Source organism: Paraburkholderia caffeinitolerans, from assembly GCF_902859945.1.
Lineage (GTDB): Bacteria > Pseudomonadota > Gammaproteobacteria > Burkholderiales > Burkholderiaceae > Paraburkholderia > Paraburkholderia caffeinitolerans.
In genome coordinates this window covers 1-22,986 of record NZ_CADIKL010000045.1, presented here as the reverse complement: position 1 = coordinate 22,986, position 22,986 = coordinate 1, and the positions used below count along the sequence as shown (strand labels likewise).

Genomic DNA, 22,986 nt, shown 5'->3' with positions numbered 1-22,986 from the left:
ATGGCTTCAGTCAACAAGGTCATCCTCGTCGGTAATCTCGGCGCGGATCCCGAAGTTCGTTATCTGCCCAGCGGCGACGCTGTGGCCAACATCCGTCTCGCAACCACCGATCGCTACAAGGACAAGGCGTCGGGCGAGTTCAAGGAAATGACTGAGTGGCACAGGGTCTCGTTCTTCGGGCGGCTCGCTGAGATCGTGAGTGAGTATCTGAAGAAAGGCTCGTCGGTGTATATCGAAGGGCGCATCCGCACACGCAAGTGGCAGGCGCAGGACGGCACCGACCGTTACTCGACGGAGATCGTCGCGGACCAGATGCAGATGCTCGGCGGCCGCAACGGCGGCGAGCGAGGCGAGCCTGGTGGCGACGACGGCGGCTTTGAATCGCAAGAACCGGCACGACCGCCACGCAATGCGGGCAACGCTGGCTCTGGTTCGCCGCGCGCTGCCTCCGGCGTGGGCACACGTGCTCGGCCGCCGCAGTCCTCAGCGGGCGGCGGTGCAGGGATGCGCGCGCCGTCGGGCGGTGGCTTCGACGAGATGGACGATGATATTCCGTACCGCGAAGCGTATCCGCGCGCCGCATGGGCTGCTATCTGATCCCGTAAGGGCTCACCATACCGATTTGCGACTCCCGCAAATCCTCACCTGACGTTTCGTGGCGCACCTTCGGGTGCGCTGCGTAACACCTCCCATCTGCCGTCCCCCGCGAATCGCGGCACGTCTTCTCACACATCTGAAACGTGTTCAAAAGAGCCGCTCGCCTCGCGCGGGCGGCTCCTTTGAGCAAGCGTTTTCGCGCCTGTCTCAGGCACCGACCCACCCACTTCCAACAGGAGAGTGATCAATGAGTACGTCTGGACGCGGGCTGCCACCCGAGAAGTACGAGTGGCTGCAACGCAAGCTGAAGGAATTCACGCTCTCCCCGGAGGCGTGGATTTCGACCTTGATGAGTTACGGCATTTCCGCCGACTGCCTGACAGGAAAAGCAAGCGCCTGTCCGGTATGCGGAGGAGATGACCGCTTTACCTATGACAACAAGAGCGGCCGCGGCGACTGGGTTTGCCGGAAGTGCAACGACGGTTACCCGATGGCAGGCGATGGACTTCAGCTGATCGCCCGTGCAAACCGTATGGGGCTGTATCGACTGATGTGCGAGCTCGAAGGTGGAGCACCGCTGTCGTCGCGCGCGCCGCGCAACACAACGGCGCCTGCGCCGAAGCGCAAGGCCGATCCCGCGTTCGTCGCGAGGCGGCTGGATGGCATGTGGGGTAGTGCACGGCCGCAGGCCGTGGGTGATCTCTCGATGCGATATCTGCAGGAGCGCGTGCCGGGCCTCTCGGCAGGGCCGTCGCCAGCGCTGCGTCTTGGCATGCTCGAGTACCGGCACGACAAGAAGGTGCTCGGCGAGTGGCCGGGAATCGTGGCGCGTTTCGAGTTGCCCGATGGGCGTCTCGGGACACTGCATCGAACCTTCCTCGATCCGGTCAAGCCTGCGAAGGCGACGATCGTGTCACCGGATGGCGAGATCCTCGACGCGAAGCTCAACGACATGACGCTCAACCCGCTTGCGGGCGGCGCCGTGCGTCTGATGGCTCCCGTTGACGGAGAGATCGGCGTGGGTGAGGGACTCGAAACGGTCTATGGCGCGCACATGGAGTCCGGCGTTCCGGTGTGGAATTGCCTGAACCGCGTGCTGCTCTCGAAGTTCGTGGTCCCTGAAGGTCTCGGCATCAAGGTCGTTCATATCTTCATGGACTTCGATGACATCGATCCGAGGACGCGCCAGTCGCCGGGCGTGAGTGCCGGTTTACTCCTCGCGAAGCGGTTGCGCGCTGAAGGCTATACGGTCGTGCCTCATCGACCAAAGCTGCGCGGCACCGACTTCGCGGATCAATGGAAATCGCGCTGGATCGCAGCGCATGCAGCAGTACCGCTCGCAACACAGGCTCGTGACGTATCGCGCGTTGCGCTGGCCGTGTGATTGATGCCGGCTCGTCCGGCTTTTTCTTGAACCTGCCCGGTGGGGATTCGTCCCCGCCGGGGATGGACCGTCGGGCTCTTTTCTATCGAGGCAGAAATGAGCTTTTTTCAAATGAAGGTCGGCAACAGATTCACGATCGTAGCCACCAACGGTGCAGCAAACGGTCACCAGCCTGTGCTGAAGTCCGCGGCGACTGGCTACGATGTGTTCGATCGCAGCAGCTGCCAAACGGTTTGCCGCGACCAGCCGTTCGATACGGCATTCGACTTCTGTACGAGACGTCTCGCACTCGTGCCAGCGAATCCTGTAGTGCAATGAATTCAACACTAGAAACGACGGCGGCCCCAAGGGGCCGCCGTTTTTTTTCGTCCATAGGAATTGCAGCTACAGAAACATGCGTCGGCAACGGAAAAGCAGTGAGATGGCTGTGCCCACGGCGAAGAAGAACCCGACCGCCCAGCCGAAGCCGATACTGCCTGCAGCGAAGAGAAGCTTGCCAGCGCCCTGCAGACCCTCCGCGTAGAACCACACGCCGAGCATCGCGAGTACATAGCAGGCGAGAGCGACGGCGGCGCGGCGCGCAAGCCAATGCCACGCCATAAAAGTCGTCCATGCACGTTCGAGCCTGTCCATTACTCTTCTCCAACGTTGTGGGCGCCGTCAAACAGCACGCCGCCAAATTTCCAGCCGGCTACTGCCACAGCGACCAGCGCGCCGATATATACCCAGGTGAGCGGCTCGTCCAGACGTTGGCCGTGGAGGATGGCGAAGAGTCGTTCGTATTCCATGTTGATGCTCCTGTGAGATTTATGCACCGGTGCAGGACGTTGCACCGGCATCTGATTTCATGATGACACGCCCAAGCTGAAGTCAAGTCGCGCTGCGGTGAGCCATGAATCCGCCGTCCCCGCGGCCTCTACCGATTCGCCGGCAGGCCGAGGGGACGGAGAGGGACAAGGTGGCACCTGCTCAGTCAAACCTGGCGAAGTCGTCGTTGAGGGCGTCGTCGAACGCCCGGTTGGAGTCGTCTGAGTCGGCAGAGCGCACCGTCTGGAACGCGTCTGACGACTCTGCGATTTGGCCGCCCGGTGTATGGGAGACATTCGGGCTGCGCGACGCGATCGCGGAGGACGTGGCGGCCGGCTGCGATTGCGTGGCTTCCTGAGGAACACGCTGCTGCCTGACGGGCACCGGTGCGGAGGGTGCTTCTCGACGGTCTGGGGCGCCACGTTCCACGGGGTGCGCATTGCCCATGGTCTCGTCCCACAGCCTGGCCTCCGCGAGCGCGCGAAACACGATCGCGCGCTCGCGCGGCGAACTGCATGCGCGCAGGCGTTGGTAAAGCTTCGGCGAGACAAGCGGATTGACCGTCACGGTCATCTCGATTTTTTCGCTCATACTACGCGGCGCTCGCGTGCATGGCGGGATTCGCCGACAAGCAGGAAGCCGCGGGCGTTTGCGATACATGGCGAGTCGATCACCTCGATCACAATTCGAGGGAACGCGCGCCGGATCGCCGATGCATACAGCGCTGCTCCGCCGCCAGAGAGGATGATCGAACGCACGTTTCGCAAATGGCCGACACTGTTCTGCATTTTCTGCACGACATCGGCAACGACGGGATCAGCCCGCTCGACGTAAGGCGAGAGATCGATGTCCTTGCCATAGAGGAGGAACGGTCTACGCTCGCGCAGCGCCTTGTCGATCAGTTCAATCTCAGTCACGTTATCCTGCTGGTCGAGAGAAATCAGATGCGCGATGCGCTGATAAATCTGCGACGCGCCGCCGGGCAGGCCACCGCTGCGCGTGTCATCCATCGTGAAGCCGTTTGCGTAGACCCAGTCGGTCGTGAAATAGCCGACGTCGATGATCAGATGAGCATCATCGCGACTGAAGCTGGACCCACGCGTACTCGAAGCGAATACGAGTGAGCCCAGCGGTTGCGGAATCACCATGACCTTGTCGATCACCACGCGGCCGGGGCCAAAATCGTGCTCACCAGAAAAACGCTCCTGGAGTGCTGTCGAATACTTCTTCATGTTGTGCACGGGCAGGCCGAGTACCAGGCGTTCGATATGCGTGACGCCTGCAAAATGGACGGCGCCAAAGAGCAGCGCGGCGTAAGTGTCGGTCATCACATAGTTATCGGAGAGAGCGCTGCCCGTCTTGCCGTACGCAGCACTCAGGGACACGTCCGGCCCAAGTTCATAGTCGTTCCGGTCAATCGTGATGGTGACCACGTTACGCGATGAGAGAACACCTTCACCGTATCCAGAGAGTGAGTGGGTTGCGGCCAGCGGTGCGAGCGACGGAAACATTCCCGTCGCGACCGTGCCGCTCGCCGAGCGGTGTGCGTATTTGGTGTTGCCGTAGCCGACGTCGATAGCGAAGACTGATGTTTTCATGGTGTGTATTTGTCGATTGGATCGGATCGTGTAAGAGGCAAGCTGGGACATGAAGTCCAACCTTGCGCTTCCCGTAAAACAAAGTGCGACTTCATCCTGGATCCCACAAGGGTGTAGAGACCAGCCTGAAATCAGACGTTGCTGGGTCCAGTCTATCGAGCGTAGTGCGAAGTCAAGTTTCCAAAAGCGCGCAGGAACAGGTCATCTTTTGCTCGCTCGCGGTTGCGGCGAGCGCCTATTCTTGTCATTACCTGTCGCGTCCCTGACGCATCGACCTGAAGTGCAAGGCACTTCGTGCGTCCTCTTTCCGGCCGGATCGGCCAACACCCCCCCGCCCGCGAGGGCAACCTTCCCAGGACTGTCCGCGGGCCATCGTGACGCGGCTTTTTTTTCAATCAGATCATGTCCACCCTGGCCCACTCTGAGGACCACTGGACAGTGCGATATCCATACGATCGGCGGGTGTCCGCCGGAATGCGGCGCAATGAGAAAAAGTGGGAGCGGACAGTTGGACAGTTCGCGCCTCTCTTCTCATGCGCCATACACACGTTCCTTCAGCCCACAGCGCTGGGTGCGTTCACGATGCCCGACACACCGCGGCGGAGATGAACGTGCTTTGGAACGGGGGAGAGCCTGCGCGCTGGCGACGCCAGTGATTCGCGCCTCCCTGTACGGAAGACATAACGGTCCGCGCAGCCGTCACCAGAATGCGCAACAGGAATTGCCCGGCAGCTGGCCCGGGCACCCACAGGCCGAAAGGATCTGTGTGGTGTCCAGACGCGACAACGCGTCCGGGGCCGGTCGGGTAGCCACAGCAGGCGGCAAGGCAACACAGCAGTAATCGCGGGAGCGGGTTTGCGCGCAGCGCAATCCGGCCCGTGCCGCAGCAAGGTGGACAGTCGGAACGCATCTCTTCCGTGCGTCGGGCTGATCGGATGGAATCGCTAAAGGCAAGGAAGGCAACAAACCCGGCGCCGGGGTATCGGCGAAGCCGCACTGGCGGCCAGGAACAACGGTTCAGTAGGTGCGGCCGCAACGATGTCAGGCAGGGGCATCGGGCGCACCGGCTGGCGAAAACGGTCTTCGCGACTTCGCGCGGAGCGCAACGGTAATGGAGGAACGATGGCAGCGATACTGAATGTTCGAGCCGTGGTGCGTGGCTACCGGCTGACGCCTACGGTTGTGCGGGAGTTGATAGACCTGCTCGATGAGCACGTGGCAACGGTTCATAGCAGAACGCGCATCAGCGGGAAGGCAGTGTCAATCAAGACGCAGGAGCATCGGGTGCGCGCAATCTGCGGCGCGCTGGTCGAATTGCGAGCAGGCGGCTTCGCACTGGCGAGCCCATGGAACCTGCGCCAGAAGCATGTGGAATGGCTGGTGAGGCGCTGGGTGGACGAGAAGCAGAGCGGAGGGACGATCGAAAACAAGCTCACGTATCTGCGTACCATCGCCGGGTGGATGAAAAAGGATCACCTCGTCGGGACGCTCGCGGATTACGTGGATCGCAAGGCAAACGGGTTAGTCCGGTCGTACGTGGCTGAAGTGGACAAGTCATGGGCAGGCAACGGCATCAACGCGACGGAGAAGATCGCCGAGATCGCAACGACGTGCCCGCGCGTGGCGGTGCAACTGCGAATGCAGGCGGCGTTCGGATTGCGCGTCCAGGAGAGTTTCCTCCTCAGGCCTGCCGAGGCGGTGAAGGATGCGGAGATGCTTGGCGTCACGCGTGGCACGAAGGGTGGCCGGGATCGCGAAGTGCCGATCGAGGAAAAGATTGCGGTGCTCGAGGAGGCGGCGCGACTGTCGAATCCGATGACAGGTTCGACGATCCCCGCCGATCGCACGCTGAAGCAGTGGGGCGACAGATACAAGACGGTGCTGCGAAAGCACGGGGTCAACAAGAAGGGGTTGGGCGTGACGAGCCACGGGCTGCGGCATCAGTATCTGCAGGAGCTCTACGAGAAGACGAGCGGCGTTCCAGCGCCAGTCAAAATGGCGGGTAGTCGCCCGGATGCCGAATTGCACGCGGAAGCCATGCGCCGGGTTGTCGCCGCGGCAGGCCACAGCCGCGTCACCAAGGCGAATGCCTACCTCTCGACAATCGCGCGACAGGAGCGACTGGCAAAATCGTCACCGACCGTCGAGGAAGCGACAAAGGCGCTGGAGGCCGCGGGAGGTAACAAGACCCACGCCGCGCGTGCGCTCGGGATTTCGCGTCAAGCGCTGTACCGGTTGCTTGGCACCGCGTAGTCGCTATTTGTCTGAAGAAATGTTCGGCGTCGCACCGATGCGCTGGAGCGCGTCGATAAGATGGCAGTGCCTCGACGCGATCCGGGGGCGCGTCGAATGAGCACTCAAGAACCAACGATACGGGGTAAAAGAGGGCACGGCCGCGAGGCACAATGATGATGTGTCTCTCAGGTTCTGGTCCCCTAGAAGCAAACATCCAGAACCCCTTGAACCGGCCCACGCGGCCGGTATTTTTTTGGCCACCGCAAACGCTACCAGCGGTCGCGATCAGGCATCGAATCGACGGCTGTCGCTATGCGATCCTCGAAGAGCATCTCGTTGTGCTCGGCGGGCGTATAGATCTTCGGAAACTGGGCGTAACGTTCACCGTCGATCTCCACCCATTTCACAAGTTGCATAAGCTTGCGATACCGCGCTGCGTCGTTCAACACGGGATCGATCGCCCATGAGTCGAAGGTGACGATGGTTGCGTCGACCAGGCGGCGAGCGATCATCGCGAACATCGGCCCCATCTCTTCCCAGTCGCTGTCTGTCCGTGAAAGCAGTTCCAGGACAGCGGGAATGTCGGCGGCGCCCATCTCACGCTCGACTAGCCGCTGCAACTCCGTTTTTTCAGCCGCGGGGCGATTCAAACGGCGATTCCAGACGGCGCCACACCGATCCATCGCGACCTTCTCGTCACGGCCGGTCGCCTCCCACGGCGTTTGCATTCCGCAGTCCGCGCAATAGATACAGACGAGGGGTTCAGTCTTCGGGACCTCTGGCGGACGCGGCAGCCGGTCGCCGATACGGGGGGGGCCAGACATGCGGCCCCATTCTGTGTAGTCGAACTGCGGGTTCGGGAGCTTGGAGACGAGACGTTGGGAGCGACCGACCGTCGGGCGGCCGCCGCAGTGGTCGCAGGGAATCAGCTGCTCGTACATGGCGAGAGAGTAGTGGAATGGTAGGTAGACATTATCCACGCAACGCCAGTTTTCAAATCCGCAAGGTGAGTGGTGCAAGGGCCGCTACTCGCGTGCCAGCGCTCGCCGGGATCACTCAACACATGTCTCGGTAGCTCCGCAAGACATGGTTGTCCGCTGATTCAATCAGGATTGCAGCAGAGGTAGAGGTGGTTCGGGGAAGTCGTCGTGTGTGCGGCCGTCCAGCATGCGCCCGGCCGCTTTCTTGCCGATACGATGCATCCGGGTGCCATCCTCGAATCGACGGACCAGCGGATCGCTGGCATCTATGCCCTCGAGCGCTGGCGCCCATTCCCCCCATTGCTTAAAGAGGTACGCAGTACCTGAAGTCGCGCACTGCTCGCGCAGATCTCGCGGCCACGCTGGATGCATCGGACGGGCATGTGGGCCGCTCTCGCCGCCGCAGATGATCCAGTCGACGAAGTCATGCATGCCCCGTTGGTGAATCGGGTCGCGGCGATGGCCGGCACACAGACCACAATATCCGTCCTCCATGCGCTCGCCTTGCTCGAACCCTGCGCAGTCGGGAAAGCCCGGCACGAGCCACTCGCTAACGTCCACCGGCCCGAGCAATGGTTCCATGCTTAGAAACTTTACGCGCGCGGGCACTGCAAGCAGCTTCGGGACGTCGCGGTCGGCTTCCTCCTGGTTCACGATCGTCGCGCCGATCCAGACGTTATCCGGCAGCCGTGGCTCGTGCAGGCGATCGAGATCGAAGCGGCGCGCCGCCGTTTCGGCAATCATGGTTGTCACGTTGCCGATTCGTTTCGTTAGCAACAGCCAGTCGAGGTTCGGCGTGCGATCGGTCAGGTCGAACAGGTCGGCGCGCCATGCTGGATCGACGGCGTTGTCGAAGACATCGGCGAGCGAGGCGCAGAAGACACGTTGTCTCCGGCCGTGCGCTGCGAGGAATTCGGCGTGCTGCGAGTTCCACTTCAGCGGCTGACGCCAGGTGGCCGGGCTGGTCCGCAGACGCTGCTGACCCGCGCCCCAGACAACCTTGTGCAACCGCTTGTCCATTAGCTGCTCGGCGTAGCAATGGTCGCAGCCGGGGGAAACCTTCGTGCAGCCGACAAACGGATTGAAAGTGTGGTCGGCCCATTCGATCGTTGTGTTTTTCATCTTCAGCCTCGCGCCGCGTTGCCGCCGAGGACGTATTCCCGGATCAGCTTCATGCAATTTGCGTCCGCCTGCGCCGTTGCGCCGGAGAGCCAAGACTGATCCAGAGGCGTGCACATGCGCTCGAGGGCGGCTCGCACGGAGTCTGGGACAGGATTGTCGATGACCTCACGGGCCAGGCGCTCGGCGTCGTCCAGCGCGGTAGAAACGGCGGTTCGTTCGTTGGAACTTGAAATTTTCCGAAGATCGAAGCGCGCGGCCGCGATCGTAGCCAGCAATCGTGACGCTCGTTGTCGCGATGGCTTCGGTGTGCGTGCGCAGAGCGCGTCGGTTCCCAACGGTGCTTCGACCCCTTGGGGCGAAGCAATCCGCGCTGGTGTAGCGTCCACGTCTTCGTAGGCCTTATCGCACAGCGGATGATGGAAGCCCTTCCAATCTCCGAGCCGTCGGCATTTGCACGTTTCGTCGGGCTGCGCTGTTGTAGCAGGCGCGATGGCAGCGGCGTAGAGGACGCGGCCATCCCGGCAACTTCTCTTGTGGCCGAGTTCACGGTCCTCGCTGCCATCTGTTTCGATTGTGCTGTCGTTCACTTTGCGGTTACTCGCGTCGGTTGGAGATAGGTCGATGTTGCGTCCGGCGCTCGTGGCTGACCGGGTGGAAGCGAATCCAGCCTAACCAGTTTTGCGCCAAGTCAAGTACGCGTGACGGGCGACGGCAACAGGACCTGTTTCAATTCTTCTCGGTCTACATTCCATTCGACCGCCGGGATGCCCCGAGAGAGACGCTGCCCCTGCTTTTCGGCCTTGCGGCGTTCGTAGCTGGCTACGCCGTTCATGCCGTAGACCTCGACGTGCGTTGCGGGGTGGGTGTCCAGCAGCACGAAGTCAGGCAGCATCTCGTCTCCCTCGGCCATTCGAATTGGCTTTTCGAACCGGCGGCGTTCGGCCACAAGGCGATTGGCCATTGCGACCTCATACATCGAATCGCACGGCAGGAACACTAAAGAACACAGCATCGCAGCGAGATCGACGATGCGCAGGTGTCGGTGCGTCAATCGTTCGACGAGGAGTAGGGCAATAACACGTGCGTTGGGCTTGCCGATGGCGCGGAATGCACGCCGGTACTTTTTCTCTGCGTGGTCGGCAAGAGCCGTCGACACGTGATACCGCTGAGGGTGCTGACGCAGCGTGATCGCCTTGCCGAACTCGGTGTCGGCGAACTCAGCGAGCTCCCCGAGGACCAGGCCACGCCGCGACACCTTTTCATCGTTGACTATCCGTGTCCTGAAAGCGTCGAACTCGGCATTGATCGCGTCACGGTCGTGTTGCTCAAACCGGCGCATCACATGCAGGACGTCCTGCGCGGGTGATCCGTTTACAGTGGCCGCGTCGCCCAATCCTGCGAACAGCTCCGCATTGACGGAGCCCCATCCCTGAGGCTTCGACGTGCCGAACCAAAAGGTCAGCCCGGCGCTTGTCCAAAGCGTCTGCAGGAAGGCGAGTAGAGGAGCGGCTCGCCGCGAGGCACCCGTTGAGACGCCGGTAGTGCGGTTCCGGCCCGATGCGGTTTCCTGATGAACCAACGAGACGTCGAGGCGCACGTTCATCCCGTTTGGGCCAGCAATGATCGCGTCGCGGCTATCCGGATTCGGGCCCGCTCCCGAGACGCCTTTCTTATGGAAGTCGCATCGTTCTGCATGATGGACGCCGTCGTCAGGCCAGCCAGCGAGGTGGAAAAGGGAGCCATAGCGACGAATCACGAGCTTCCGTGGCGTATCCGTGCGGCAGTGGCAGAGTGCGAAGCCCGGGGTCACCTTGGCGCGTTCAAGGCGGCTGGCGAAGCGTGCGGGATGCTCCTGTACCTCGGCGAGCGACACACGCTTGCCGGAGAACGAAACGTCGAACATGGGGACTCCTGGATGGGCGCAAAGCGGGGGATTCAGGCAACGATTTCGACGAGATTCTCCGAACCGCGCCAAAAGGAGCCGTCGTCCGTATTGAGCACTGTCACCATCCCGTTGGTGGCGTCGTGCTGCGTGACGACGCCTTCGCACATGGCTGCCGCGTCCGTCGTGTAGCGGACGCGACGAAGGCGAAGCGAAACGACATCGGGAATGGATGCGTTGAGGGACATACGTCCATCTTCGCGCGATGCAGGTCGGAAGAACGGGTAAAAGGCGGCGATTTTGGGACTGGTTTCGGCTGGCCCACGGCCGGAAAGCTGCACAAAAACTGCATCATTCCGGGTTTAAGCGTTTAGGCGCCTAAACGGGCGCGGCGAGCTACTCCGGTCGTGCACGGCGAAACGACACCGCGCCCGCTGCGGGCGTACGAGGGAACAGGAGCCGGCGACGCTCAGCATGGATATCTCCCGAAAAGAGCGTGGCCCGATTGCCCGCCCGCGTTCATTCTCCATTGCGCGTCTGGTCTCATGCGACCGGAAAGCCCGCCGATATGGGCGCTATAGCGGCACGGCGGGTTTTGGGGAACCCTGTTCTCCACAGACTTGTCACCAGAAATTGTGGATAACCGACTGCCCGCCTTGGGTGAAAGCCCATATGTAGCAGCGTTCTTTACACGGGGCGCACCGGTGAAATTCCCGCGTAGTATTTCTCCATCACCCGCGTCAACGACGCATCGAACCGAACCGGCGCTGCCGGTCCGTCTTTCTATCCCTGTGGGGCATCGCGCCCGCAGGGGCCATGCCCCTCTTTCATTCTGGAGTGGGCATGAGCAAGAGTGCACAACGAAAGCACGAGTCGACGGCTGATGAACATCAGCGCAGGCTGGTCGCTTTGATCAATGAGTTTTCGTATGGGCATCATCTCGACACGGTCTTTCGCGATTTCGTCGAGCTGGCTGCGCTGGCGATCAGCAACAGCGTCGACCGTGCGCAGTTTGACGCGCGCGAAAAGCGCTATCTCGAGATCGTGGCGAAATACAAGCCTGAAGAGGTGGCGAGGTTCCCGAAGATGCTTGCGGAACTGACGATGTCGTTCGAGGTGCGGGTCGCCACGATGACAGCGGCCCGCGGGCTCGGTGTTCGAGGAGGTGGCCTCACCGACGTACTCGGCGAGACCTACATGATGCTCGATCTCGGCAACGCGCGCAGTGGCCAGTTCTTCACGCCCTACAGCGTCTCGCACCTGATGGCCGGGCTGCTGATGGGCGGCCGGATAGAAGCTGCCCGTTCGCGCGACTTCGAGCGCGTTCACGAGCCAGCTTGCGGCGCGGGCGGCATGATCATCGCCACAGCCGAGGCATTTCACGATGCCGGCCTGAACTACCAGGAGGCAATGCACGCTACCTGTATCGATATCGATCCCTGTTGCGTGCATATGGCCTATCTGCAACTGTCCTTGCTCCACATCCCCGCCATCGTTGTGCATGGCAATGCGCTTTCAATGGAAGTCTGGGGGCACTGGTTCACGCCAGCACACGTGCTCGGTGGCTGGAGCCACCGTCTGCGTGCGCGCAAGGCGCTCGACGCGATGCGCGAATTGATGGGCCCTGCTGAGGGAACACCTGAAGAGGACGCGGCCGTGTTGCCCGCGGTCGATGCCGCGCCGCCGGCGAACGACTGCACCGAGGTCGAATCAGGCGGCGTCGCGGTGCTTGAACAACCGCGCGCCGAAGCACCCGATCTCGCGGAAATGTTTGAGGAGGCGATTGCGACGCTCCCTGCGTCGCACTCCATCTTTGACGTCGTCGACCAGATGACGCTGTTTTGAACCAGGGGCCCGGACGTTTTCTCCGGGCTCTGTCTTTTTAAAAGCCATCGCATATTGGCGATCTTTCCGCCGACGCGCCACGCGCCGACGGGCTATCGTTCTCATATTCACCGCGCTCCATGCGCATCGACACCGGCCCTCGCGGCCATTCTTTTTTACCCTTCGGGAACCTGTTCCCGTAGGGGCGGGTTCCCTCCCCAGGAGACCCGCAATGCAACAAAATACCTTTCGCCTCGGCGACATCCAGCCCGGCCGCAACCCGCGCAAGTACTTCGATCCCGTCAAGATGGCGGAAATGGTCGAGTCCGTGCGTCAGCAGGGCATCATTCAGCCCGTTCTCGTGCGTCCGCTCGAAAACGGAAGCCACGAACTCGTCGCCGGTGAACGTCGCGTTCGCGCGGCGCGCGAAGCTCATGGCGACGACTACGAAGTGCCGGTCGTCATCCGCGTGATGGATGAATTCGAGGCGCGTTCCCTCGCCCTCATTGAAAACATCCAGCGTGACGATATGGCTCCTTCCGAGGAAGCCGTGAGCGCAGCGGAGATCGTTGGCCTGTGCCAGGGTGATCGCGACGAAGCGGCTCGGCAGCTTGGCTGGAACCGCGCGATGCTCGATTCGCGCCTCGCACTCATGAACTGCAGCGCATCCGTTCTGGAAGCGCTCAACACTCGCAGCATCAAGCTCGGCCACGCCGAACTGTTCGCCGCATTCACGAAGGACCAGCAGGACAAGCTCCTGCCGGTTGTCGTGAAGGAAGGCCATAGCGTCGCCGACCTGAAGAAAGTGCTGGAGCGTGCGGCATGCGCACTCTCAGCCGCGATCTTCGACAAGGTGGACTGCGCCGGATGCCAGCACAACTCGGCCGCCCAGGCAGAAATGTTTGGCGAGTCGATCGGCACCGGCAGTTGCACAAACCGCACCTGCTACAACGAGAAAACGGAAAAGCAGCTTGAAGCCACGGCCACAGGCCTGCGCGACGAGTACCAGACCGTTCGCATCGTGCGCCCCGGCGACAACCACACGCGCATCCAGCTCGTGGCGGACGGTCCGAAGGGCGTGGGTTCGGAACAGGCGAAGGCATGTTACGCGTGCCAGAACTTCGGCGCGGCGGTGAGCGGTCTGCCCGACTCACTGGGCAACGTCTACAAGGGCCAGTGCTTCGATACGGTCTGCAACATGAAGAAGGTTGCAGCGCGCATCAAGAGCGAAAAGGCAACGGAACCGGCGACGGCGAAGGCTGCTACCGCAACCGGTGCTTCGAAGGCCGTTGCCCCTGCCAGGAACGACAAGCCCGGTGCAGCAGCGCCTGAAGCGACAGCGGTCTCCGAATCCGAGAGGGTGAAGGCATACCGCGTCGCGCTCTGGCGCAAGGCACTGCGTCGCGACATCGGCGCGAATCAGGAACTGGTTCGCCAGTACCTGATTGCGATCGTCGCGACCGGGCAGGCTCGCTGCATCAGCGAGACGGCCTTCCGTGCATTCTGGGAGCGACTGCTCGACGACAAGCCGCCCGTTTCCAGTTTCGGAAAGGCGGCGGACGCAGCGAAAGCAGCAACGCCGCTCGCGCAGGAGAACCTCATCGTCGCGATGCTCGCTTCTGCGATCGAGGGTGTGGACGTGCCGTACCTCACGGAGATGTGCCGGCACCACAAGCTGGATCTGACTAAGTACTGGAAGCTCGACAAGGCGTTCCTCGATCTCATCACCAAATCGGAGATGAAGGTCATGGCCGACGAACTCGGCATCCGCGCGGCGATGGGCGATGACTTCAAGAAGGTCTTCGCGAAATCGAAGCCCGAGGTGATCGAGGCACTTCTGAGCGTCAAGGATTTTGACTACGACGGCAAGGTGCTGAAGGTCCTCAAGTTCTGACAACGGCCGCGGGCACGCCCCGGCTCATTCCCCTTTCACGCCGCGTTACTCGCGGCGTTCTTCTTTTCAAGAGGTTTCTTTATGTTCCAGCAACTCGAAGCGATCGTGCGCGAGACCGGCAAGGTCACGCTCACGTTGAAGATGGCAGGCGACCAGATGGCAGTGGTGGTGATGCCCTGCGGCGACTCGAAAGAGGCGGCGCTGCGGCAACCCATGGTGCTTACCGCGTTCCCGGCCGAGCTCGATGATGGCTTTGTTGCCGCCCTGCAATCGTTCCATGGCGCACACCGTTCCCTCGCGGAACAGGTGAGTGCCACGAACGAAATCCTGCAGGCGGCCGAAAAGTCGCAGGCGGGCAAGGCGCAGAAGGCGTTGTCGAAGGGGCCCAAGGCGGCGCTTCCCGCGCCCGCATCGGCGAACGAAGGCGATGGCGATGAATCGTCCGACGATGACGGCGACCCGGCTGGTAAGCCGGATACGGTTGCCGCGACGTCGGAACCGTCGGCACCTGCCGACGGAAAAACCGATCTCTTCGGACTTCTGTGAGGACTCACGCCATGGCAATCACCGTAGCCACTCTCGTTCGCGAATTTCTCTACAACGGCATGCACTTCGTGGATCCGGGTCCGGCGTTTTCGCCTGACCAGGTTCGCGATCTCTATGCGGCGCAGTACCCCGAACTCACGACCGCCACGGTCGATGGGCCGGAAGTCGCAGGCGAGGTCGCCAGCTACAAGTTCGTCCGCGCGGCGGGTGCCAAGGGCTCCCATGCGTAAGGACACATTGCTCAAGGCCCTGTCCGATCCGGACAGCGGCTTCAACCGACAGGAGCCGCCCGAAAGGGCGGTTTTTCTTTACGACGACGAGATGAACAAATGCTGCCCGCTCCTTCATACGCTGATCGCTCGCTCGTTGACGGCGCGTGCGAAGCCTGGCAACCGCCACGCCTTGCCGCTCCCCGACATCGATCTTCCCCTTGTGTTCTGACATTGCCGGATGTGGCGCCTGACGTACCGTCTGGCGTCACCCTCAGATGGCGTGCCGACGTCGCCGTCAACGACATCGTCCTGGAGCAGTTCCGGTACGGACCGTTGCATGCGACGGACGTGCACGCGCCAGCGAGCGCAGCGGACGCCTTCCAGCAGGCGTTTTTCACCTGGATGAGAAGGCAGTTGCGACAGCCGTTGCAGCATCTCTCGGTCAAGATCGAGCTATGCGACACCAACGCCGTTGAGGATCGCCTTGCCTATCAGCACAACGATGAATTCGAGCCGAAAGGTCCGCTTCATCTGGGTGTGAAACTGACCGATGAGTGGGTCCACGAAATCGGCCCGCTTGCCGAGCCTCTCCGTGCGTGCCATCCGCTTCTGCTTCACACGCTTTTCTCGCTCGTCGACCGCGTCTCCGGAAAGACTGTTCTCATTCGCACGCCAGGCTGGTTCCTTCAGGAATTCGCCTGCATGCACTGGGAGGGCGACGAGAGCGCGAAAGACGATGATGTGCGGGATTTCCTGAAGGAGTACCACGGCGAAGACGACGAGACGGTGACGCGTTACCTGCCGTCGGTCGTTCTTTCCGAGATCTATCCCGATGAAATTCGGTCGCCGTCGAAGCCGGACGGGCGCCGCAGCAGGCGGTGCGAGCTTTCCGAGCGTGAGTTGCTTGAACTGCAGGCCGGTTCTTCCGGCATGCCTGCAAGCGTGTGCGCCGAGCTTGTCGTGCTTCATCGACTGCTCAGGCGGGCAGGCAAGCGCGCGTTGCTGAACGCGGGCTACGACTCGCGTCCGATCTACTCGGGATGCACCCTGATGCTCGCGACCAATGAACGATCCGTCGAGATTCTCGATGACTACATGAACGGCGAGTACCAGGCCGGCGAAGCGACCGAGTACAGCTGCTTCATTGAATTTTCCAGCACGAAACAGGGCATCCGCGAGCAGTACGCGCAGTGGAGCCTTGCCTTCCAGATGCTTCACCACCTCGACCGGCTGCTGGCGCTGGTGGTAAGCCCTTGACCAGGAGTTTTCCCATGAGTGATGTTTCAATTGGCCGCACAGGCCACGACGTTTCCCTGTCGTCTGCACTGCTGCTCTATACCGGTGAGAACGGCGCGCACTACGCGACCGTTCACGGAATAGCTGCCGATCGAGTGACGGGTCGTCCCATTATCGGGGCGGGCCGTCCCCTCGATCGCCGCGCGCTAGTCGATACGCTCGTGCAACTCGAGAAGAGCGCAGCGCCGAAGTGCGAGTTTCTTCCCGCCAATCTGCTTGGCGTTTCTTCCGCTGCGGTGACGTGGTGGTGCCCGCCGGCGCCGCGCCGCGTGTTCTTCAATTGCAAGGAACTCGGCAAGCGCAGTCGCGTTGTCGCGCATCCGGGGCTGCTGTTTCAGGCCTCGCTCACCGGCTTCCGTGTGTTCGCGCTGAAGGAGAGCGGACGCCCGACGCCGGACACGCCGCTGTTCGAACCGCCGTACTTCAACACGTGGGACCTTGGCCAGATCTGCATTGGTTCGGCGCAGGTCCCCCGGCGCATCGAGGTTGATGCGATCGGCGGCTGGGAAGACGGTTTCTTCAACTCGGCCTTCACCCATCCGAATCACGGTGGCAAGCGCGTGACCTACAAGGGCGGCTTCTATGCGTTCTGGCGGGACATGCTCGACGGCAAGTTCGAGGCATTTCCGCTCGACGTGCTTGTACCGATGAAAGGCGCAACGGCGGGCAAGCTCGTCGCTGGAGCGATCGGAGGCAAGGCATGAATCAGATCGATATCGCTTTGCAGAGCTCATTCCCCTCTGTGATGGTGCCCACGCGCGAGCTGGTGGTACCGATGACCCGGCCAGGAGAGCGGTTGCTCATTGCTTCCAATGGCGTGTTCCTCGAGATCAAACGCCCGTGGATCCGGCTGGTTCGTCGGTTGTCTTCCTTCGAGTGGAGCACGCCTGTTCCATATGGCGAAGTGGCCGAGCTGACCGAATTGCCGTGTGGCGCTGTGCCGGGCGAGCTCGTCGCGGAGTTCGCACGCATGGCGCGTGCGGCTCTGCCCAACGAGGTGGGCGCATGGATTGTGTGGGACAGGGTTACGGGGCGTTTTCGCCTCGTACCGCTTCCGTCGTTGTCGCACAGTCCTGTACACCTGAGCTATGACCGCCCGGCACTGCGCGACGGCGAATGGCTGGTGGTTGATTGCCATTCGCACGGTAGCGGGAGCGCGTACTTCTCGAAGACGGACGATCGCGATGATCAGCACGACGTGAAATTTGCGCTCGTGCTCGGGCATTGCCATCGCTCCCCGTCAGTCGCGCTGCGTCTGTGCGCGAAAGGACGGTTCGAGCGCGCGCAGACGATTCCGCAGAACTGGGTGACGGCGTTGGAAGGGGAGCTTGCATGAACGGACCAATCCTTCACACGACGCCGGCGCACATGCTTAGGGGACCGTGGAAAGTTGTCGTGGTTGGCGCAGGCGGTACTGGTAGTGCGCTGCTGCCGTCGCTCGCGCGACTGCACCACGCGATGATCGAGCTGGGTCACCCGGGCGGTATCGAGTGCACGGTGTACGACGATGACACGGTGAGCGAGTTCAACGTCGGCAGGCAGGGCTTCTACCCTAACGACGTCGGCCAGTACAAGGCGACGTTGCTGGTGAACCGGCTCAACCTGCTGATGGGGACGAACTGGGTGGCTGAGCCGCGCCGTATCGATTCGCGGATCACCCTGCATGCCGATATCGTCGTCGGCTGCGTCGATTCGCGGCGCGCGCGTCACGCAATCGCGCAGGCTGCGAAGCGGGGGAAGTGTCTCTACTACCTCGATTGCGGCAATGAGACGGACCGCGGCCAGGTCATTCTCGGCGAGTTCGGCAAGCCCCGGCATGACAGGTTGCCCCACGTGGGCGACCTGTTCCCGGACATGCTGAACGCGAAGAATGACAAGGGCGATGACACCCCCTCGTGCTCGATGGCGGACGCACTGCGCAAGCAGTCGCTTGTCATCAATCAGGCGATCTCGGTGCAGGCGTTCAACCTGCTCTGGTCGCTGTTTCGCAATGGCGGTCTGTCGTTTTCGAGTGTTTTCGTGAATCTCGCAACGGGACGCACGAACCCGATTCCGATTGACCGCGCTGCGTGGGCTCGCTTCGGTTACGAAGCGCCGCCCGCGAAAAAGCCTGCACGCCGTCGCAAGGCAGCGTGAGGGTTCACCTCGACGAGTCACACGCCATCAGGCACGCGCAGCGCTATACGAGTCTGTGTGACTCATTTCCCACTGGCAATGATGTCGGCCCTCAACCTGAGGGCCGGCCGTTGCCTAATCCTATAAGGAGCATTACATGAGTAGGTTTTTCTCAACGACGGTTCAGGCGCGTTTCGGCCGCACAGCGACGGAACGCGTCAGGGCCATGCTGTTCGCGGTGGCATTGTGCGTTGCGACCGCCCTTCACCGATTCTGGGGCTTCGCGCAGCCTCATCATGCATGGCTGCGGGTGCTGGAGGTCCAGGGGCTCGGCCGCTGGGCACCCAGCAGCATCGAACATCTGGCGGCCGCTATCGCCGGATGCGTCCTGTTCGTGATGCTCTGGTCGAGCTTCGTGTCGCAGGCCACCCGTAACCGGGGCCTCCTGGGGCTCGTGTTTGCGGTGTTGTATGGCGTCACCTCCACAATCATGTACGACGGCCGCGAGTATCTCGCGACGGGCGACGTTAACCAGCTGGCGCAGATAGCCGCCGACGTGCTCGGTCTGGCTATTGCGCTCGCCTGGCTGACATGGCCGGAGCGCTCGAGTCGGCTGCAGTATGTTCCGGGGCGTGGTTATCGTGCGTGATGCACAGCGTCGCCGGAATCATTGAGACAAGCGCAGTCCCGCGAAAGCGGGCTGCGCTTTTTTTCGTCCAGAGAGTCCTACGGGCGCCAGCGCGCACCGCGCGTGGTGCCGTTCGGTAAAACATGGGCTGTTTCGGCGAGCATTCCAGCCCGGTGTAGCGCGTGCAGGTCGTAGACTGTCCCTATTCCCCGCGCTTTCTGCGCATCGACCTGACCACAGCGGCTTGCTGCTGTGCTTCTCTCTGTATCCGCGGTCGGACACATCTCTCCGCCAATTCTTACCCCCGTTGGGAGCCCACTCCCATCCGGGATACGGCTCCCTTTTCTTATCCAAAGGAGCCGTACCATGATGAATGTTTCCGCTGCCTCGCAATCGTCCGTGAAGGTTTCCGAACTTAACGGCTTTCGCGAAAAGCAGCGCATCATTGCGCAGGATGTGCAGGCCAATCCCCCGCAGCTTCACACCGGTACGATCGTCTCCGTCTGGAGCGATCGCACGGCAACCGTGCAGTGGGACTACGATCTGCCGTTTGCTGTCGAACGTCGGCTCGTAAATAGCGGCCACGTTGAACTGCACAATCTGGCACGTCATCCGTAACGGCGTGGGCCTCGGCCCTTGCCACCATCCTTTACGCCTGTTGAGAGCCGACTCCCAACAGGCCAAACCACTAACCCGTTCGGGCAACCTTTGCCCGAACGGGCTCCGGTTGCCCTCATTGTCGTGAGGCAACCACCATGATCCGCACTCTTCTCGCCATCGTTGTCCTTTCCGTGCTCTCCGGCTGCGCAAGCACCGACTTCGGCTCGCCCGACGTCTATCAGCGTTCGGACGTCCAGCGCGCCGGTACGCTCGAACAGGCCACCGTCGTTCGCGTTCGCCGTATCACGATCCAGGTCCCGGGCAACAACTCGGGCCTGACAGGCCTCGTGTCTGCAGGCCTCGGCGCATTTCTCGGGTCGAAGACGATCGGCAACGGTAGCGGCCGTTATGTCGCGGCTGCCATGACCGGCGCCGTGACGGGCTTTGTTGCACAGCACGTCAGCGACGCGCTCTCGCGCACCGCCGGTCTTGAAATTGTTGTGCGCAAGGCAGATGGCTCGCTTCGCGTCATCACGCAACCAGACGACCAGTTGTTCTCGCCGGGCGATCACGTGCTCCTCATGGACACAAGCTCTGGCATTCGCGTCACGCACTGACGCTTTCCCTTCGCCGGCCATAACCGGCTCTCCTACCTGCAAGGCGGGGTGACTCCTTTCGGAGCACCTCGCCGTTTTCTTTTGAGGCACTCATGAATCACACCAGCAAGGTTTTCCACGCGTCCCGCGGTAGCGCGGGTGCCGCGCGGGAGGCGGGCATCAAGCATCATGCGCAGCGCTTTCTTCGCCGTGTTGCCGGCGACCTTCGCCTGCGCACTGGCGAACACGAGATTGTGACCGAGCCGGCCGAACGTGGCCGCGGCTGCCGCGTCACGCTTCGCACCACGAGGCTCATGCTCGAGGTTGCGGACGCGCCGGAGCGCAGCAGCATGGCTGTCTCGTTCCGCACCCGTCGGGGCCGAAAGGACCTGTCGGGAGGCGGCGACAACGCTGTGAGTCAGGAGCAGCTCGCATCACGCGCAGGCTACGAGGCGTTTCTCGGCGCGTTACGTCTGACCAACGGACTCGATTCGGAACGTCGGTAGGGGGCGCGTATGGAGATCGTTACTGTGATCGTCCAGTATGCGGGCGGACTGGAAATCTCCGAAGGTGCCACGCTGGATCCAGCGACCGGGACAGTGCACGTTTCCGACCGCCTTCAGCAACTGCTTCGCGAATGCGACAGGACGGAGTCACCGCCGAGACTTATCGTGCTCGCAGGCGGCGTCCGTCACCTGCTGATTCGCGACCGAACGGAGTTCAAAAGGGGCGAAGCTATCGCGCCGACGACCCCTCGCTCGATAATCCCTTTCAGCCGTTTCGGGCACGCGTGGAGCAAGGAACAACGCCAGCAGTTTGGACGGTTCGCCCATACGCTGTCTGCGGCCTCGATCGTGGGTGCTATTGGTTACGGGCACGCGACGACGAACTGGGGCGTTTCCGCAGTGCTGAACGAGGGAGTTCTGCTTTTCTTGTTTGTGATACTCTTTTCGAGAGGCATGGATTCCATGAACGGAGAATGAACATGGGTTTCGGAATTTTTACCCTGATTGTCGGGTTGGCCATCTACTTCTACGGTGGCTACATGACGAACAAGGGTCGCGAGGCGGATCGTGAGCGTCGATCGCATTCGCACTGAACATTCACTGTAGCGCCAGCTTTCGCTGGCAACCCCAATCAAGGGCCGCACCATTTGGTGCGGCCTTTTGCATTCCTGGAGAGTATTCATGCCTTCGACACTTGAACTTCTCGACGCGCCTGGCGCACTCGACACCACGCCGTTCGACACCACGGGCAAGACGGTAGGGCAGGTGGTTACCCAGATCAGCCGGAAACTGTGGCGGACCGAGCTTGAGCCTGAGTGGGTCTCGGCCGCTAACATCCTCGACGATGTGAACGAATCGCGGTATGGCCCGCGACCCGATTCGCCGTGGCCACAGATGGGCGGTCGGCTGGACCGCCTTTGTCTTTCGATTTCGATCGGCAACTCTGAAGGGTGGCTTGTGCAGATCGACTATGTTCGCTTCGTTGAAAACGGCTCTGCCGGTCACTGGCACAGCCAGCCGCTTGTGCGTATCAAGGTGCTGAGCCGGTCGTATGCGTGGGCCGTTGCTGCCGTCGTTTCGCGACTGCTCGACATCGACTGATCTGACTCAACACCGCTTTTCCCTTTCCCTCGCGGGGCTTTCGCCCCGGTGGGTGATCGCCCCTGGTCATTGGAGCTTTCATCCATGTATACGTTGTCGACCCCCAATGCAGTTCTGAATTCGCCCACGCTCGCGGGCCTCTTTCCGCTGTTCAAGGACGATCGCGTGCGTGAGACCGACACCTGTTTCATCCGGCTGGCTGGTGCTGAAGCAGGCGAGCGAATCACGCGCTATAACGGCGCGCTGGCGCTACGCATGCCGGGCACTGCGCGCAGCATCGTGACGGAGATGCTTCACGAAATCCGGCGCGCCGGTGCGTTCGTGCGGCCCGACGGCTCGCATCGCGAACCGTGGGAGGTCCTCGCGAACGACTGGAACGGCTTGTTCGAGTTCGTTGAGTTCTGCCGCAATCCGAATCTGCTGCTTTCCTCGGACCAGATCGAGGCCGCAACCGCGGAGGCACGCGCGGCCGGCAAACACTTCGTGCTGTCGGACGTCTGCATCGAGACGATGGAGCGGCTCTTTGGCTTCGGCTATTGCGGCCCGCGTCTTCCCGGTTCGCGTGAGGTGCACAGCCTTCATTCGCTGCATGTAGCGTACGCGCTGCTCGCCAACCTGCCCGTGCCGGACATGGTGCTGGAGGCGTATCGAACCGATCCAGAAGCGTTCCGCTACTCGGAATGGGGCGAAGTGCTCGTACGCGTGCCACGCCTGCGCGGGGTAATCCCCGGTGCGAAGCTGCGCACTATCGCTTCCGTCATGCGTCACAACGGCAAGCCGATCGATGAGCAGAACGCGGACATCCTCACGATGCTCGCGCGCCTGCTGCTGGACGATCCACCGTATCCGCATGCAGAGGATGTCCTTCATGCTCACGGTCTCATCGACGATCTTCCGCTGCCCGAGACGTTCAGCAAGCCGGTCGACGTTGGCGAGCCTGTCTCGCCTTTGGCGTAAGCCCCCGGTAAAGTCATCTTGAATGAGTAAGGCTCGAAGGCGAGGATCGTGTCCATCTAAATTTTTAATGGACAGGTGTACACGATGGACGAGATCGAGGTGATGC

General features: G+C 61.8%; 28 protein-coding genes. 19 read left to right on the top strand and 9 right to left on the bottom strand.

The genetic code is table 11. The features are described 5' to 3' along the window. The gene (locus HV773_RS30590) at window positions 1-597 is read left to right on the top strand and encodes a single-stranded DNA-binding protein (RefSeq protein ID WP_175197776.1); all 597 of its coding nucleotides are present in this window, start codon (window positions 1-3) and stop codon (window positions 595-597) included. 247 nt (window positions 598-844) lie between these two features. Continuing rightward, on the top strand, window positions 845-1,981 hold the full coding sequence (locus HV773_RS30585; protein WP_175197775.1) for a primase-helicase zinc-binding domain-containing protein: 1,137 nt from the start codon (window positions 845-847) through the stop codon (window positions 1,979-1,981). A 384-nt stretch (window positions 1,982-2,365) separates the two neighbouring features. On the opposite strand, the gene HV773_RS30575 is transcribed toward HV773_RS30585, so the two are convergent. The 4 genes from HV773_RS30575 to HV773_RS30560 all read right to left on the bottom strand — a co-directional run bounded on the left by HV773_RS30575 (window position 2,366) and on the right by HV773_RS30560 (window position 4,386). Next, on the bottom strand, window positions 2,366-2,614 hold the full coding sequence (locus HV773_RS30575) for a hypothetical protein (RefSeq protein WP_175197773.1): 249 nt from the start codon (window positions 2,612-2,614) through the stop codon (window positions 2,366-2,368). Further along, window positions 2,614-2,769: a hypothetical protein gene (locus HV773_RS30570; RefSeq protein ID WP_175197772.1), complete on the bottom strand. Its 156-nt coding sequence runs from the start codon at window positions 2,767-2,769 to the stop codon at window positions 2,614-2,616. The genes HV773_RS30575 and HV773_RS30570 overlap by 1 nt, the downstream gene beginning before the upstream one ends. 181 nt (window positions 2,770-2,950) lie before the next feature. Continuing rightward, window positions 2,951-3,379 (bottom strand): hypothetical protein, encoded by a 429-nt coding sequence (locus HV773_RS30565; RefSeq protein ID WP_175197771.1) that lies wholly within the window; start codon window positions 3,377-3,379, stop codon window positions 2,951-2,953. Further along, complete coding sequence (locus HV773_RS30560) at window positions 3,376-4,386, bottom strand: PRTRC system protein D (protein ID WP_175197770.1); 1,011 nt, start codon at window positions 4,384-4,386, stop codon at window positions 3,376-3,378. The genes HV773_RS30565 and HV773_RS30560 overlap by 4 nt, the downstream gene beginning before the upstream one ends. Window positions 4,387-5,508: 1,122 nt before the next feature. Here HV773_RS30560 and HV773_RS30555 point away from each other — a divergent pair. Beyond that, window positions 5,509-6,639 carry an integrase domain-containing protein gene (locus tag HV773_RS30555; protein WP_175197769.1) on the top strand — a complete coding sequence of 377 codons (1,131 nt, stop codon included), beginning with the start codon at window positions 5,509-5,511 and terminating at the stop codon, window positions 6,637-6,639. 251 nt (window positions 6,640-6,890) lie between these two features. Here the strand turns inward: HV773_RS30555 and HV773_RS30550 are convergent, their stop codons facing one another. The 5 genes from HV773_RS30550 to HV773_RS30530 form a co-directional block, all read right to left on the bottom strand. Then, window positions 6,891-7,562, bottom strand: coding sequence for a Lar family restriction alleviation protein (locus HV773_RS30550; RefSeq protein ID WP_175197768.1), 672 nt, complete (start codon window positions 7,560-7,562; stop codon window positions 6,891-6,893). Window positions 7,563-7,727: 165 nt separating this feature from the next. Continuing rightward, window positions 7,728-8,723, bottom strand: a complete 996-nt coding sequence (locus tag HV773_RS30545) for a phage Gp37/Gp68 family protein (RefSeq protein ID WP_175197767.1) — start codon at window positions 8,721-8,723, stop codon at window positions 7,728-7,730. Between the two features lie 2 nt (window positions 8,724-8,725). Further along, entirely contained in the window at window positions 8,726-9,310 is a 585-nt protein-coding gene (locus HV773_RS30540; RefSeq protein WP_175197766.1) for a hypothetical protein, read from the bottom strand. A 101-nt stretch (window positions 9,311-9,411) separates the two neighbouring features. Further along, complete coding sequence (locus HV773_RS30535) at window positions 9,412-10,626, bottom strand: DUF1173 family protein (RefSeq protein WP_175197765.1); 1,215 nt, start codon at window positions 10,624-10,626, stop codon at window positions 9,412-9,414. A 32-nt stretch (window positions 10,627-10,658) separates the two neighbouring features. After that, complete coding sequence (locus tag HV773_RS30530) at window positions 10,659-10,853, bottom strand: hypothetical protein (protein ID WP_175197764.1); 195 nt, start codon at window positions 10,851-10,853, stop codon at window positions 10,659-10,661. Between the two features lie 595 nt (window positions 10,854-11,448). Here HV773_RS30530 and HV773_RS30525 point away from each other — a divergent pair. From HV773_RS30525 to HV773_RS30455, 16 genes are all read left to right on the top strand, one after another. Then, window positions 11,449-12,450, top strand: a complete 1,002-nt coding sequence (locus HV773_RS30525) for an N-6 DNA methylase (protein WP_175197763.1) — start codon at window positions 11,449-11,451, stop codon at window positions 12,448-12,450. A gap of 211 nt (window positions 12,451-12,661) precedes the next feature. After that, window positions 12,662-14,323 carry a PRTRC system ParB family protein gene (locus HV773_RS30520; protein ID WP_175197762.1) on the top strand — a complete coding sequence of 554 codons (1,662 nt, stop codon included), beginning with the start codon at window positions 12,662-12,664 and terminating at the stop codon, window positions 14,321-14,323. A gap of 81 nt (window positions 14,324-14,404) precedes the next feature. Beyond that, window positions 14,405-14,869: a PRTRC system protein E gene (locus tag HV773_RS30515; RefSeq protein WP_175197761.1), complete on the top strand. Its 465-nt coding sequence runs from the start codon at window positions 14,405-14,407 to the stop codon at window positions 14,867-14,869. A gap of 11 nt (window positions 14,870-14,880) precedes the next feature. Further along, window positions 14,881-15,099: a PRTRC system protein C gene (locus HV773_RS30510; protein ID WP_175197760.1), complete on the top strand. Its 219-nt coding sequence runs from the start codon at window positions 14,881-14,883 to the stop codon at window positions 15,097-15,099. Window positions 15,100-15,106: 7 nt separating this feature from the next. Continuing rightward, window positions 15,107-15,310, top strand: coding sequence for a hypothetical protein (locus tag HV773_RS36705; RefSeq protein ID WP_217481960.1), 204 nt, complete (start codon window positions 15,107-15,109; stop codon window positions 15,308-15,310). 11 nt (window positions 15,311-15,321) lie between these two features. Beyond that, window positions 15,322-16,338 (top strand): PRTRC system protein F, encoded by a 1,017-nt coding sequence (locus tag HV773_RS30505; RefSeq protein ID WP_217481959.1) that lies wholly within the window; start codon window positions 15,322-15,324, stop codon window positions 16,336-16,338. A 14-nt stretch (window positions 16,339-16,352) separates the two neighbouring features. Further along, complete coding sequence (locus HV773_RS30500) at window positions 16,353-17,081, top strand: PRTRC system protein B (protein ID WP_175197758.1); 729 nt, start codon at window positions 16,353-16,355, stop codon at window positions 17,079-17,081. Further along, window positions 17,078-17,713: a PRTRC system protein A gene (locus tag HV773_RS30495; protein ID WP_175197757.1), complete on the top strand. Its 636-nt coding sequence runs from the start codon at window positions 17,078-17,080 to the stop codon at window positions 17,711-17,713. Before HV773_RS30500 ends, HV773_RS30495 begins: the two co-directional genes overlap by 4 nt. Further along, window positions 17,710-18,513: a PRTRC system ThiF family protein gene (locus tag HV773_RS30490; RefSeq protein WP_175197756.1), complete on the top strand. Its 804-nt coding sequence runs from the start codon at window positions 17,710-17,712 to the stop codon at window positions 18,511-18,513. The genes HV773_RS30495 and HV773_RS30490 overlap by 4 nt, the downstream gene beginning before the upstream one ends. Before the next feature lie 136 nt (window positions 18,514-18,649). Beyond that, a complete protein-coding gene (locus tag HV773_RS30485) occupies window positions 18,650-19,141 on the top strand; it encodes a hypothetical protein (protein WP_175197755.1) in 492 nt (163 codons plus the stop codon). 345 nt (window positions 19,142-19,486) lie between these two features. Continuing rightward, window positions 19,487-19,738, top strand: a complete 252-nt coding sequence (locus HV773_RS30480; RefSeq protein WP_175197754.1) for a hypothetical protein — start codon at window positions 19,487-19,489, stop codon at window positions 19,736-19,738. Window positions 19,739-19,875: 137 nt separating this feature from the next. Continuing rightward, window positions 19,876-20,337, top strand: coding sequence for an outer membrane lipoprotein (locus HV773_RS30475; RefSeq protein ID WP_175197753.1), 462 nt, complete (start codon window positions 19,876-19,878; stop codon window positions 20,335-20,337). A 92-nt stretch (window positions 20,338-20,429) separates the two neighbouring features. Next, on the top strand, window positions 20,430-20,822 hold the full coding sequence (locus HV773_RS30470; RefSeq protein ID WP_175197752.1) for a hypothetical protein: 393 nt from the start codon (window positions 20,430-20,432) through the stop codon (window positions 20,820-20,822). A 9-nt stretch (window positions 20,823-20,831) separates the two neighbouring features. Next, window positions 20,832-21,299, top strand: coding sequence for a hypothetical protein (locus HV773_RS30465; RefSeq protein ID WP_175197751.1), 468 nt, complete (start codon window positions 20,832-20,834; stop codon window positions 21,297-21,299). A 204-nt stretch (window positions 21,300-21,503) separates the two neighbouring features. Next, a complete protein-coding gene (locus HV773_RS30460) occupies window positions 21,504-21,923 on the top strand; it encodes a hypothetical protein (RefSeq protein ID WP_175197750.1) in 420 nt (139 codons plus the stop codon). Window positions 21,924-22,007: 84 nt separating this feature from the next. After that, window positions 22,008-22,880 (top strand): hypothetical protein, encoded by an 873-nt coding sequence (locus tag HV773_RS30455; RefSeq protein WP_175197749.1) that lies wholly within the window; start codon window positions 22,008-22,010, stop codon window positions 22,878-22,880. Window positions 22,881-22,986 lie beyond the last annotated feature (106 nt).